Annotated in this window: 8 protein-coding genes; all 8 read right to left on the bottom strand. The window is 63.0% G+C overall.

Features of this window, described 5'->3' with window-relative positions:
* Positions 1–66: 66 nt before the first annotated feature.
* Complete coding sequence (locus SPR01S_RS04855; RefSeq protein ID WP_066585738.1) at positions 67–1,617, bottom strand: alpha-N-arabinofuranosidase; 1,551 nt, start codon at positions 1,615–1,617, stop codon at positions 67–69.
* 154 nt (positions 1,618–1,771) lie between these two features.
* Positions 1,772–2,485: a FadR/GntR family transcriptional regulator gene (locus SPR01S_RS04850; protein WP_157081953.1), complete on the bottom strand. Its 714-nt coding sequence runs from the start codon at positions 2,483–2,485 to the stop codon at positions 1,772–1,774.
* A 159-nt stretch (positions 2,486–2,644) separates the two neighbouring features.
* On the bottom strand, positions 2,645–4,171 hold the full coding sequence (locus tag SPR01S_RS04845; protein WP_157081951.1) for an MFS transporter: 1,527 nt from the start codon (positions 4,169–4,171) through the stop codon (positions 2,645–2,647).
* Between the two features lie 84 nt (positions 4,172–4,255).
* Complete coding sequence (gene bglB / locus SPR01S_RS04840; RefSeq protein WP_066585673.1) at positions 4,256–5,371, bottom strand: beta-galactosidase BglB; 1,116 nt, start codon at positions 5,369–5,371, stop codon at positions 4,256–4,258.
* A 71-nt stretch (positions 5,372–5,442) separates the two neighbouring features.
* Positions 5,443–8,496 (bottom strand): beta-galactosidase, encoded by a 3,054-nt coding sequence (locus SPR01S_RS04835; RefSeq protein WP_066585671.1) that lies wholly within the window; start codon positions 8,494–8,496, stop codon positions 5,443–5,445.
* Complete coding sequence (locus SPR01S_RS04830; RefSeq protein WP_066585669.1) at positions 8,489–8,803, bottom strand: L-rhamnose mutarotase; 315 nt, start codon at positions 8,801–8,803, stop codon at positions 8,489–8,491. The genes SPR01S_RS04835 and SPR01S_RS04830 overlap by 8 nt, the downstream gene beginning before the upstream one ends.
* Positions 8,804–8,880: 77 nt before the next feature.
* Complete coding sequence (locus SPR01S_RS04825; protein ID WP_066585666.1) at positions 8,881–10,395, bottom strand: rhamnogalacturonidase; 1,515 nt, start codon at positions 10,393–10,395, stop codon at positions 8,881–8,883.
* A 150-nt stretch (positions 10,396–10,545) separates the two neighbouring features.
* The gene (locus tag SPR01S_RS04820) at positions 10,546–13,722 is read right to left on the bottom strand and encodes a TonB-dependent receptor (RefSeq protein WP_245661870.1); all 3,177 of its coding nucleotides are present in this window, start codon (positions 13,720–13,722) and stop codon (positions 10,546–10,548) included.
* Between the last annotated feature and the right edge of the window lie 230 nt (positions 13,723–13,952).

The following is a 13,952-nucleotide window of genomic DNA, read 5'->3' as shown; positions in this document are numbered from 1 at the left end:
CGGAGGATAGGTGGGCGGCGACCGATCGACTTGCGCCGGAAGGCTTTTGTGTCGACCTAAACCGGCTCAACGCAAATCCAGCATCACGATCGATTTGGGCGGCAGCGAAACGCTCAGCGTCTGTCCATTGATCGTGGCGCCGACAAAAGGTGTCGGCCTGACCGTGTCGGGAGCGCCGAAGGTGTTGTGCGCATCCATCGCGGCAGCGGTCAGGATGCGACCGGACGCTCTCGCGACGTTGAGACCGTCGAGCTTGACGCGGACCGTTTCGGCACGGTTCGGATCGACATTGGTCAGACCCACATGCACGACCCCGGCCGCATCGCGAACGGCGCTGCTGCTGATGGTCTTCAGCGAAGACCCGTTCTTGCTGTACGTCCGCGCATCGACGTCGACCGGCAACACCGTCGCGTCCTGATAGTCCTTGTACATGTCGAACACCCAATAAGTTGGGGTCTTCACCATCTTGTCGCCCTGGGTGAGGAGCAAAGACTGGAGCACATTGACCATCTGGGCGATGTTCGCTCCGCGCAGGCGATCCGTGTGCCGCGCGAAGATGTCGAAGTTCAAGCTGGCGACGAGCGCATCCCTGAGGCTGTTTTGTTGATACAGGAATCCGGGATTGGTGCCCGGCTCGACATCGTACCAGGTCCCCCATTCGTCGACCAGCAACGCTACTCGCTTGCTTGGATCATATTTGTCCATGATCGCCGCATGTTCGGCGATGATTTTGTCCATCCGGACGGTTGCGGCAAGCGTGCGGGCCCATTGGTCCTCGTCGAAACCGGTTGCCGCTCCCTTATGCTCCCAGCTGTTTGGTACCGTGTAATAATGCACGCCAATGCCGTCGATGTTCTTGCCGGCGATGCGCATCATCGTGTCGGTCCAATCGGTATCGCCCGAATTCGCGCCGCTGGCGATCTTCATGACGTGCTGGCCCGCCGGCATCTTCACGAAGGTGCCGTAGCGCCGCGTCAAGTCCGCGGCATATTCCGCGCGCATGCTCCCGCCGCATCCCCACAACTCGTTGCCGAGCCCGATCATCGGAAGCCGCCAGGGCTGTTTCCGTCCATTCGCGGCACGTTCGTTGGCCAGCGTCGATCCGACCGGCGAGGTCATATATTGGACCCACTCGGCCAACTCCACCGGGGCCGCCGAGCCGACATTGCCCGATACATAGGCGTCCGCCCCGACGAGCTCGGAGAAATCCATGAATTCGTGCGTGCCGAACGCATTGTCCTCAGTGACCCCGCCCCAATGCGTGTTGATCGAGACCTTGCGATTTGCCTGCGGGCCGATCGCGTCGCGCCAGTGATATTCGTCGGCGAAACAACCCCCGGGCCAGCGGATCTCGGGCACCCGTATCGCCTTGAGCGCCTCGAGCACATCCTTGCGATAGCCCTTGATATTGGGGATCTTGCTGCGCGGCCCGACCCAGATTCCGTTGTAGATGCCATGGCCAAGATGCTCGGCAAACTGGCCAAAAATGTGCCGATCGAACTTCGGAGCAGGCCGGTCGCCATGAACGACCACAGCGTCAGGCTCCTCGTCGCCCATCGCAAACGAACTCGAAGGTACGGCAACGCACATAGCCAAGGCGGCGAGCAGCAGACGCATTTCCATCTCCCTTGGAACCGGGGGTCCTGATCATCCGGGATTTTTCCTGCCGGTTCGCCCCTTTTTAACTCAGACATAATGTAGCGCAAGAGCGATCATGCGCGGGCCAGCGAATTGCCTGTGACAGCCGTTTCAGCGGTGTCGAAGTCGAGTGTCAGGACTGTCCGGGCCGCCGGCGATTGGGCTTTGACGACATTTCACCCACCTCCCCGCCAAAGGCGATCATGTCGGTCATCAGCTTAAAGGCACGATCGCCGTCATGGTCCACGATCGCATCGAACAATTCGGCATGCCTGCGTACCGCTTCGCTGCGCAACTGCTCGTCTTCGAGCGGAAGAAGCAAGGTCGCGCACACCAGGGCGGTCTCGACGATGGCGGAGAAGGACCCCAGGATGAAATTGCCGGTGCTCGCTGTCACTGCTCGATGAAATTTGAGGTCTGCTTCGGCAAACAGCTGCCGGTCGCCGATCGCTTCGTCCATCAACCGCACGCTCGCCTCCATCTCGGCGAGATCGCTCATCGATGCCCGTTGCGCGCTCAAACGGGCCGCGAACGGCTCCACGGCAAGGCGGGCCTCGCGAAGCGTCTGCAGCAGATCGGGGTCGAGCCCGACAGCAATGCGCCACGCCAGGACGTCGGGGTCCAGGAAATTCCAGCTCTGGCGGTCGCGAACCCGCGTGCCGACCTTGGGTTTCGCGGTGACGAAACCCTTGGCGTCGAGGATCTTGATCGCTTCGCGCAACACCGTGCGGGACACGCCGAAACGCTCGAGCGATTCCTCTTCACCCGAAATCCTGTCGCCCGGTTTCAGGGTGCCGCCGATTATGTCCATCGCGATGGCGCGGGCGATCCGCGTCGTCGACGGCATGCTGATAGACCTTATACCGCGCGCGGCATTGATCGCCTGGTCCGAGATCAGCACCCTGGGTGACGGCAACTTGGAAATAAGAAACCTCGTGAGCTACGGAAACGAGATGGTAACGACCGGTCGCGTGGAGCGCATTTGCCGCGGAGACGCGCGTTTTGACTATGGCCCCGCCACCCGATTGTTGCCCCACAGCCGATCATAGGACCAACCCGACAGATCCTCCACCACCTTCGCATGAAGCGCATCAGTCGGACTGCGCGCGCCACCGCGGAAATGTTCGATCTCTTCGAGCAGGATGGCATGGGTATGCGGATCCAGGCGAAAACGCGCGGCGACCAACACGCCGAATGCCAGCACGACGAGTGTCCCTATGCCCAGGACCGCGGCGATCGCGACGATTGTCTGCGGACTCTGCGTCGCGGCCTTGGGTACGAAACCCGACGCCTCCATCACTTGGCCGACCAGGATCACGGCCAGCGCCTGGCTCATTTTTCGCACGAACGTCATGACGCCCGCGAACGCGCCCTCGCGGCGTCGGCCCGTCACGATTTCATCGACATCGGCCATGTAATTGTACGTCGCCCAGGGAATATAATTGAGCGCCCCCCGGCCCAGGCCGACGAACACCACCGGCAACCAGAACAGCGCCGAGGTCGCGGTATATCCGGCCCAATACATGGCCAGAAAGATGACGACGCCGATCGCGAAGCTGGCTGCGGCAAGCCGGTAGGCGGCCGACGGCGACATGCGCAGCGCGAAGTTGATCGCCAGCACCACCGCGATCAGCTGGACGACATAGGTCACGCCGACCAGGTTGGCGACGATCGTGGTCGACCCGGCCAAAGCGAAGATCACGAAATAGGTGAAGGCCGCGTTGTAGATGTCCTGGCTGATATAGCCGCCGAGATACATGCCGAGATGCAACCGGAATGCCCTGATGCGCAGCGTCGAGAACAGGTTGCGATAAAGCGCGGTAAACGCAGCACCCAGCGACGGCCGCGCCGCCGCTTCCGCTTCCTCGATCCCGGGCGGCCGCTGGCGCTCCCAGCTGAAGGCGTAGAGCAGCGCCGCAGCTGCCATGAACAGCACTGAGAAGATGATGCCCATGTACAGAAAGGTTTGCGGCGAGCCGGGGCCGAGATAACCGATCAGCTGGCCGGGGAGAAACGCGGCGGCGATCGCGGAACATTGCCCCAACAGGATGCGCGCGCCGGCGAACTTGGCCTTGATGCGATAATCGGTCGCCATCTCGCTGGCGAGAGTCTCGTAAGGGATGATCTCCATCGCATAGACCATCTCGAACAACACATAGGTGACGAGGTAATACCAGAAGCCCTGCCCCGCGACCCACATGATCGCGAACGACGGCAGGAGCGGAATGGCGGCGAGGATGAAGAACCGCCGCCTGCCGAATGTCCTGCCCAGCCAGGTGCGGCCGAGATTATCCGACAGATGGCCGATCAGCGGGCTGGTAAATGCGTCGAGCACCCGCGCCACGCCGAAAATGATCGTCGCCTCCGCCGCCGACAGGCCGCAGAAGCTGGTGTAGAAGATCAGGATCCAGGTGCTGATGACGGCCATCGAGCCCGCGCCCAGGATGTCGTTCGACCCGTAGAAGAGCAAATTGTACCAGCGCACCGGCCGCATCGGCGCGGCGGGGCTCTCCGCGATTGGAGCGCCTGCCATCCTATCGCCCCCCGAGTGCCATGGACGTGACCGCGCGGCGGTTGGCGATGCTGCCGCTGCACCGGCAGTGCGACATGGTCGCCATCAGATGTACGTCCGCAGGAATTCGCCCAGCGCGATCACCGCCAGGCTTTGTCCATACGGCATCGAGGTAAGCGCGATGTCCTTGTAGAATTGCTGCGTGTCACCCATGGCGGTGCCGAAAGAGACTTGCTTCAGTTCGCCCGCCGCATCGATATTCGCGAGGACCCCCTTCACCGCCTTGATCCCGACCGCCTCGTAATGGCGCGGCAGATAGCCTTTCCGCACTCCTTTCAGAATGCCGTAGGCGAAGCCCGCGGTGGCGGACGCCTCCAGATAGCTGGTCGGATCGACGATCAGCGTGTGCCACAGGCCGGTATCGGCATCCTGCGTCTCGGCCAATGTCTTGACCTGTGCCGCCAGCGTATCGACCAGGAAGATGCGGAAGGCATCGCCCGGCGGCAGATCGAGGATTTCGATGATCTCGGGAATCGCGATCGTCACCCAGCAATTGCCCCGCGCCCACAGCGCCTCCGCGAAATTATGCCGCCCGTTGAAATTCCAGCCGTGGAACCACAGTCCGGTGGTCTTGTCGTATAGATATTTGATGTGGACCAGGAATTGGCGCTTGGCCTCCTCGACATATTGAGGACGATCGAGCAGCAGCCCGATCTTGGCCAGGGGCAGGACCGACATCATCAACGTGTCGTCCCACAACTCGCCCGGATTATCGTCATTATAGACGAGGTGCTGGAATGCGCCCTCCTCGGTCTTGGGCAGGCCGTCCGGCGCCATCAGCCATTCGGCCCAGGTGTCGAGATAGGAGAGGTAACGCGGATCAGCTTCATATTCGTAGAGATAGGCCAGCGTCAGGAACGGGGCCATCGTGTTGATGTTCTTGGTCGGCGTACCTTCGGCAAAGCGATCGTCGAACCATTGTTTGATGACCGCCAGCGCCTTCTTGTCGCCGGTCTGCTCGAACAGCCGCCACAGGCCGAACAGTCCGACGCCGTGGGTCCATTCCCAACCGGCCCAGCCCTTGGTGTCGATGACCCGACCATCCTCGAGGCGGAGCAGGAACTCGCCCGTCTCGTCCTTGATGTTGAGCAAATTGTCGATCAGCTTGTCGATCGCTGTGGTGACGTCGCCGTGCGGGACGTCATGGGTAACGGCAGCCAATCAATTTCTCCTGCGGGTTTGGCGCGCGGGCAGCAGAGCCCGGCCGCGCGACTTGACATGTTGGTCGCCGATCATTGCGCGGCGACCGGATTGAGCTCGGCGGGACGCGCGGGCGCGGGCACCAGCCGCACCGGCACCCCGCCGGCGACATTGCGCAGCGTCACCAGCTTGACCGCCTCTAGCGCATCCCCGGGCGCGCCGTCCGAGGTGACCGCCAGCGCGATCGTATTGGCGCCCCGGTGGTTCAGGATACCCTCGGGGATAGGGAATACGCGCTGCGGTCCGACATGGGCGATGAATTGTCCCATGTTCCAACCGTTGACGAAGAGCAGCACGCGATAGCGCGCCATCGACCGCGGCACGTCGGTATCGCCGAACGCCAGCGCGATCGTGGCGTCCTGCCCTTTCGGCACCGCGACATCGAAGCGCGTGCGATACCAGGTCGTGCCAGCCGGCGGCGTCGCCGCTGGAACCTTCGCCGCTGCCCATTTGGTGTCGTCGAAGGCGGGAAGGTGCCAGCCCATCCGCTCGCCATATTGGCCGCCATTGTTGGCGGGGCCGCGCGCCGGATCCGGCAGCGTTTCGCCGCCCGCTTTTCCCTGAATCTTCCAGGCGATCGGAACCGCGAAGCTGCGCCCAGCGGGAGACTCGATCGAAACCGAGACCAAACCGCGCGCCTCTTTGTGGAATTCGTCCGCGCCGAGGTCCCAATTATGGCCGTTGTTGCGCACCATGACAGCCAACACGTGTTCGCCCGGTGTCCGCGCCGCCTCGGGCAGCGTGAAACGCGCCAGTCCGGTGGTGATCGGCCGCGGCAAACCGCTGGGCAATTCGTCCTGGCCAATCAGCTTCCCGTCGAGGAACAGTTGCACCATACCCGCGCCGCCGGCGCCGTAGAACAACGCGATCTGCCGAGCTTCAGCGGATCCGGTGAAACGGCCGCGATACCAGACATCGCCGTCGTGAAAGCCATAGGCGTCCATAACCAGGGTCTGCTGACCGTCGGGCTTGGCGGTGATCGTTGCCGACTGGCGATTGTCGACCGCTTGCCACTTGCTGTCGTCGAATGCGGGATCGGCCTCGGGCGAACCCGCCGCCATCCGCCAGTCGGTCAGCGCGGGAAGCGCGAAATCGGCGGGTCCGGCCAGCGGTCGCGTGGCGAGGCGGCTGCCGACCGCACCGGATGTCAGCGCAATGGTCGCACCATTCCAGCGCACTTGTTTGATCGCCGCCGGCGCCCAGAGCTCGAGCGGGGTCTCGGCCTTGGTATCGCCGATCAGCATCAACGTGCCGCGACTTGCATCGACGCGCCGAACGAGCGCGGGGCCACGGACCAGCACCGGGCCCTCGGCCGTATCCCGCTGCCAGTATCGTACGCCCTCGGCTTCGTCGGTGAGCAACAGCACGAGCGCAGGACGCCCGCCCCCGGTCACGCGGACTACCGTCCGGCCGTCATGCGCGTAGTTCAGCCGAAGGTCGCCCTTCGCGGCGTCGAACACGCTCGCCGCCTGACCCTGCAACACCTCGACTTTGGGCGCCGACGCATAGCGCAGGACGGTTTCCCCGTCCTCGCCATGGCGGCCATAGAGCAAGATCAGATCTCCACCGTCTATCGTTACCGACGACTGCAACTCGGACGTCGAATAGACCAGGCGTTGCGCGCCCAGATCGACCCCTGCGAGCAGCCATTTCGCATCAAAGCCGTGGAGCCGCATCGGCGCGGACTGCGGGAAGGTGTAGCGCCCATCTGGTAGGTCGGCAGTGATCGTGAAGCGATCGTCGCTCTGGCCATTCGACGGCCGATGCGTGACCAGCAGAAAGCGCGCGCCGCTGTCCGGGCTCTTGTCGTGGTAGACCTGGATATTGGGAGAAGAGGCGACCGCCGGCCCGGCCGGGACCATGCCGGCAAGATCGGGCACAGCGGCGATCAGGCCGCCGAGTTGCTTCAGTTCCCCAGCCTTTTCGCGCAGCTCGCGCGCCTCGGAGATCGCCGCTCCGTAATCGTAGCTGGTGAAGACCACCGGCGCCGGCAACCAGCCCCAGCTCGTCCCGCCATAGCCCATGTAGAAGCTCTGGATGTCGATGCCGTTGGCGAGATTGGTGCCGTAGAAGACACGCTGGAACCGCTTGCCACGCTGGATCGCGTTGCACTCATAGCCGCCGTTCGAGCCCCAATAATCGAACCAGCCGCCGCCGAATTCGGCGAGGAAGGCGGGAGTGTCGGGCGAAGCCGAGGCCCCGCCCCTAGCGCCACCGGGACCGTAAAAGCCCCAATCCGGCGCGGCCGATCCATGCGTGACCTTTCCGGTCGCAGTGCAGGTGCCGCCGGGATATCCGTCGAACGCGTAGAGGTCGTTCGGCCCTTTCACCACGTTGGCGACGGGCGAGCTCTCAGGCACCCAATAGCCGTTGCGCCCCTGGTCGTTGTGGAACAGCGGGATGGTGACGCCATCGGCGCGCACCTTGGCATAGAGATGATCCATGTAGCGCCGCTGCGCGGACGTGGTCAGCGGCAGCTCGTTCTCGATCTGATAGAGGATGACGGTGCCGCGATGTCCCGTACCGTCGCCGTTGATCTGGTGCCGCGCGACGATCGCGTCGATCCTGCTCATCCACTCGTCGACCGCCGCGAGATAAGCGGGGTCGTCGGTCCGCGCATGCGCCTTCTGATTGACCAGCCAGCCGGGAAAGCCACCGCGCGACAATTCGGCATTCACATACGGCCCCGGACGAGCGATGACGTAGAGCCCTTCCTCTTCCGCCATGGTCAGCACGCGATCGATGTCGCGGATGCCGGTAAAGTCGTATTGCCCTTGCTTTGCGGTATGATAGCCCCAGTCGAAATAGAGCGCGACGGTGTTGAACCCGCTCGCCTTCATCTTCTGCAGGATGTCGCGCCACAGGTCCGGACTGGGCAGGCGAAACGGGTGGAACTCGCTCGACCAGATGACCTTGCGCTTGCCGTCGATCATCAGCGACCGCGCATCATAGGACACGCGACCGAACGTCTTCGCCGGCGCGGCCAGGTTCTCGGTCGGGCGTGCTGTCTGCGCCGGCGCGGCGCTCGCCAGAAGGAACCCAGCCAGTACGCCCAGACCGATCGATAGCCGGACGATCCTACGCATGGTGAAAGATCAGCGGAAGCGACCATTCCTTCGGCCGGTTGTCGGCTTCGACTTCCATCAGCGGCGCCATATAATCCCACCACTTCTTCATGAGCGGATGGTCTGGCAGCGCGTCGCGATCATTATCGTCGCGCAGCTTCAGCACGGCGAACAGCGCGAGCGCATCCTCATCGAGAAAGATCGAATAATCGTAGATGCCGGCCGCGGTCAGCAGCGCCGATAGTTCCGGCCATATCTCCTCATGGCGACGACGATATTCGTCGATCATACCGGGCTTCAGCTGCATCTTGAACGCCGAGATCGACACTGCCCCTCCCCCAAAAAACCCATTATGTGGCATATATGTTCAACATCTGGTATACCACATTGCCTCGCGGGTCAATCTCAGCCGCGCCAAAGCGGCGCCCTGGAAATGGCTGTATTCGGAGCATCGTCCAGCAGGATCGGCGGCCGCGCATCGCGCGCGGAGACGGCGAGTTGGAGACCGTCTATCGCCAGCCCGCGCGCATGCCGCACCCATAGCCCCCAGGCAGGCAAAGGACCGAACATGCTTGGTTCGGGATACGCGCCGGGATGCTCGTCGGGATGGCGCACGGCGTCGGCCTCGGTGCCTCCGCCGTCATAGGTCAGGCTGATATTCTGGAGCCTCACGTTCTCGATCGGATGGCCGGCGAGCCCCGCAATCGCTGCCGGATATCGGTGGTCGATACCCGCCGCGTCGACGTCGCTGATCATGACATCGCGCATGGCGCCGATACCCGTTCCGGGCGGCCCGCGCCGGCGATCGCCCAGCCGCAGAAAGATCGGTGCGGTGGTTACGTCGAGCATCTTCAGGCGGCGCGCGACGACATGTTCCATCACCCCGCCATCGACCGTCTCCAGCGCGAGACCGCGGCAATGGGTGAAGCTGCAATCCTCGATCAGGATATCGCGATAGCCGCCGTTGCTCTCGGTCCCCAGCTTGATCCGGCCGGTGACGCGGTCGCGGTCGGGCGCCAATTGCTGGGTCTTGCGGCAAGTCCTATCGAGCATCGTACCCAGATCGTACCCCGACACCGCGCAACCTCGGATCGTCACGCGCTCGGCCGCAATCGCCCGGCCGAGCGCGTAGCTGGCCTTGACCACAATCGCGTCGTCATTGGGCGTATTGACGTGGCAATTCTCGACCAGCGCATCCTGTACGCAGTCCAGGTCGATGCCGTCGCGCTCGGTGTCGATCGTCAGGTTCTGGATCGTCAGGTCGCGCGTACCCGTCGCGAGGATCGCGAAATGCCCGCATTTCAGCATCGAGAATCCGGCCAGACGGATGTTGCGCCCGTTGCGGAGCGCGATCGCCTTGTTGCCCTTTCCGCGCATCGTGATCGCTTCAGGTTCCAGAGCGGCGATCTGCGTGCCGGTCATACCCTGCATCGACAAAGGGCGCTCCCCCGTCTGCGCCTTCCATCGCGCACCGGGTCCGTCGCGCGTCAGTCCCAGGCCGTGAATCAGGCCGGGGCCGACGATCGCCGCGTTATCGACATCCTCTCCCCAGATCAGGCTGTTGCGCCAATGGCTGTGCCCGAAATCCTGGTAGAGTTGGTCGGCATCCTCCGGCAGGTCATATTTTCCGGCGTGCCGTGCCGGATCGGCCGCTTCTATCACGGCGCCCTTCGCCAGCTGGATAGTGACGCGGCTTTTCAGTTGGATCGAAAAGCAAAGATAGCGACCGGACGGTACCAGCACGATGCCGCCGCCGGCACGCGCGGCCGCGACGATCGCTGCGTTGAATGCGCCGCTGTCGATGGCACGGCCGTCGCCTTTCGCGCCGAACGCGCTGACGTCGAACAGGTGCGAGGCGTGTGCCGGAAACGGCAGCAATGCACCCGCGACGAGGCCGAGACTCAGAGTCCGGCGCGTCAACGCAGTTTCGCTCGGTCTTTTAGGAAGTTGCATGTCGTGCTTCGGCCGCGCAGCGAATTCTTGCGTGCGTGGTCCGATCCCGCTCGCAAAAGAGCGACCGGCGGCCCGCTGGGCAGCCGGTCGAGGGGAGGAAATTGTAGCCCTTCCGCGTCAGAATTTGGCCTGCACGCCGACGAAGAAGCGCTGCCCGGGATAATAGACTTCCGAGGTGCCGATGCCCTTCACATAGGACTTCGAATATTCCTTGTTGATGTTCTGCATCTCGGCGAACACGCTGAAATGCCATTTGGGGAAACGTAGGGTGATCTTGCCGTCCAGATACCCCTCGGCCTTGCGATAGATCGGGAGGTTGCCGTTGTTGGAGTCGGCGATCGTCACCAGCCAATCCGACCGGTAATTGTAGTTCATCCGGACGTTGAGGAACCCCTTGTCGTAGAAGACGCTGGCGTTCCAGGTCCAGGTCGACAGGCCGGGATATTCCTTCAGCGGAGCGCCGGTGGCCGAATTGGTCAGGTTGGTGCGGATCGCCCGGGCATAGGTCAGGTTCCCGGATGCGCCAAAGCCGTCGAACGGCTTCGGCAGGAAGCTGAAGACCGTTTGCGCACTCGCCTCGATACCGTCGAGCAGCGCGCCGAACCCGTTTATCGGCTGGCGGACGGTATAGGTGATACCGTCGTGGAACAGGTCCACTCCGCTCCGCGTCACGTTCGGAACGACGAAGCTCGATTCGTATTTCTTGTAATAGCCAAGGCTGACCAGGGTATCCTTGTTCGGATACCAGGCGAGATTGAGTTCCCATTGATCCGCGCGATACGGCTTCAGGTCCGGATTGCCCGCGGTGCAGACATCATCGGCAGCAGCGACGGTAGCATCGTCGAGACAATTGATATTCGGCACGAGGTCAGTCGGCTTGGGACGGGCCAGGTTCTTTGCCCAGTTGGCGCGCAGCACCAGATTGGGGGTGAACTCCAGCGCAGCATTGAACGCCGGCAGCACGTCCGCGTAGCTGTTCTTCAGCGTTGCCTGTTGCGCGGCCAGCACCACCGTCTCGGTGCCCCCGGTCGAGTTGAAGCGAGTGACGCGGCTGATATTGGTGCCGATACCGTTGTCCCTGGTGAAGGTATAGCGAACGCCGCCATTGCCGGTCAGTCGCATGCCGAACACATGGGTGGCGAAATCCGCCTTCAGATACCCTGCGGCAACCGTCTCGCTGATCTGGTAGGCCGGGATTTGCGGCAGACCATTCGCCTTCAGCACCAGATCCTGGTCAAAGCCCGACAGGTCATAATATTTGCCGAGGATGTCGGAATTGAAATTGGCGTAGGATATGCGGCCCGGGATCGTGTTCGGTGCGCCCTGCAGGCCAGTGAACAATGGCGCGCCGCCGCTCACAGTCCCGAGCGCATCGATCAGCCCGGCATATTCGGCACGCGTGATGTAGTAAGTGGTGCCATTCACGCGCCGCGGCACGGTGGCCGCATCGACGACGTTGGTCGTGTACGAGACATTGGCGCTGCTCTGATAGACGAGCGGCGTGACGCCCGGAGCCGAAATCAGGCGCGAACCGCCGCCGGTATAGGAAATATAGTCCTGCCAGCGGACCTGGCCGCCGAATTCGATCATCTTCAACGGGCCGAAATCGACCTGCCAATCGGCGTCGAGCTTCAACTGCTTCTCGGTATTGCTCGACTGAGAGGGGCGATATTGCAGGACCGGACCGGCCTGCCCCACATTTCCGGCACGGTTATAGTCGACATAGATATTGGGATCGGCGGGATCGACGCTGCTCGGGTAGGTCAGCACCGGAATTCCCAGAGGGTTGCGCGTATCCACTGACGCACCAGCGATGCCGGTGCTCAGCGAGATGAGATTCGTCTCGCCGATCGTGGTCGCCTTTGCGTACGACCCCATGCCCTTGATCTTCAGCCGGCCGACATCCCAGTCGAAGCCGGAGGTGAAATATTGCGACTTCTGGTTGTATTGGAAGTCGCGGCGCTGAACGCCGAGGATGTTGCTCGACCCGCTATAGACCGGTGCCGCGGCGGTGCCGATATTCACCGAATTCAAGGCGGTGGTGTAGCTGGTGACCACATGGTTGCCGTCGACCGTCGACGTGCCGACCTTGACCTGCGGCGTCGAGCTCGTGCCCAGCGAAGGGTCGAGCTGGAAACGCTGGTAGCGGCCGATATCGAGCGAATAATTAGTGTCCATCAACCGCTGGTCACGGTTGTTGATCTGCGCTTCGGCATACCAGCGGAGATTGTGCGCGACTTCGTATTGGACCGTGAAATCGCCCGACAGGCGCTTGTCGCGCCGCACCAGGTTGCGATAGCGCGGCACTGTCGCCACCCAATCGAAGAACTGCGTCTCGCACGCCGCCCGGCGCGTCGCGAAGCTGGCCTTCGCGGTGGAGCCGACGTTCGCGCAACTCGCATAGGTGTTGAAGTTCGCGTAGTTCGGATCGGCGACGGTCTTCTGGTCCGAATGGTCGAAATCGGCCAAGCGTTTGAAATTGGTATTGCTGGCGTAGTCCTGGCGCGTCGTGACGTCGTCATAAGTGACGTTCAGCAGCACGCCTAGCCGGTCGGTGAACAGGTGCGGCGTTCCGATCACGAAGGTCCCGCGCGGCCGCCAATCCCGGCTCGTATCGAGATGCTGCGCCGACAGCACGATACTGCCGAGCGGCTTGGTCAATTCCAGCGGCTTGCGGGTCTCGATCGAGACGGTCCCGCCGATCCCGCCCTCGGTCAGGTCGACTGTATAGCCCTTATAGACGTCGATCGACTTCACCAGCTCGGCCGCCAGTTCGCGAAAGTCGCCGCCGCGCGTGCCGAGCGCCGACACCTGGCTCATCCCATTGACTTCGACGCGGTTGAGATCCGGCTCGACGCCACGGATCGACACCTGCACCCCTTCGCCGAAATCGCGGCTGAGCTGCACCCCAGTCACGCGCGCGAGCGAGTCGCCGACATTCTTGTCGGGGAAGCTGGCGATATCGTCGGCGACGATCGAATCGACGACCGTCCCCGCATTGCGTTTGCGCGCGATCGCCGACCGCAGCGACGCGCGCGTCCCGACCACGAGGATTTCGCCCTTGTTGCCGTCAGACTGAGAACTGGCCTGGTCTTCGCTTTTTGGCGCCTTGTCGGTCTGCGGGTCGGCCGCCGTCCCGGCGACGGACGAAGGAGCTGGCGCGGGATCGGCCTGCGGCGGAGTGGCAGGTGCCGTCTGGGCCAGCGCGGGCGCGGCGGTAGCGCAGCCCAGCGTCAAGGCGAGAACGGAAGTAGTGGTTAGACGGCGCCCCATCCGCCGGCGATCTGCAGTCATCGGTGTCTCTCTCCTGTACCGCGCTTCGCATTGTTCCGGCGCCCTCCCGGGCCGGTGCGAATTTTCGCGCTTATGATTATCCGGCGTCGACAGTGGTGCGAGCGGCAGCGGCCGGACGGCCACGCCCCATGGTGATTTCTGCCGGGAAAAATCGCACCTTCATCATCATCCCCTCTCGTGAAGCGGCTTTTACCGTCATCCGGCTTTCGCTTTTAACTGTCCACATTGTG

It is taken from the genome of Sphingomonas pruni NBRC 15498 (assembly GCF_001598455.1).
Taxonomy (GTDB): domain Bacteria; phylum Pseudomonadota; class Alphaproteobacteria; order Sphingomonadales; family Sphingomonadaceae; genus Sphingomonas; species Sphingomonas pruni.
This window is presented reverse-complemented; position numbering and strand designations above follow the sequence as displayed.

Coding starts and splice junctions, on each gene's coding strand:
- SPR01S_RS04855 (WP_066585738.1), bottom strand. CDS start 1,617: ATGCGTCTGCTGCTCGCCGCCTTGGCTATGTGCGTTGCCGTACCTTCG.
- SPR01S_RS04850 (WP_157081953.1), bottom strand. CDS start 2,485: ATGCCGTCGACGACGCGGATCGCCCGCGCCATCGCGATGGACATAATC.
- SPR01S_RS04845 (WP_157081951.1), bottom strand. CDS start 4,171: ATGGCAGGCGCTCCAATCGCGGAGAGCCCCGCCGCGCCGATGCGGCCG.
- SPR01S_RS04835 (WP_066585671.1), bottom strand. CDS start 8,496: ATGCGTAGGATCGTCCGGCTATCGATCGGTCTGGGCGTACTGGCTGGG.
- SPR01S_RS04820 (WP_245661870.1), bottom strand. CDS start 13,722: ATGACTGCAGATCGCCGGCGGATGGGGCGCCGTCTAACCACTACTTCC.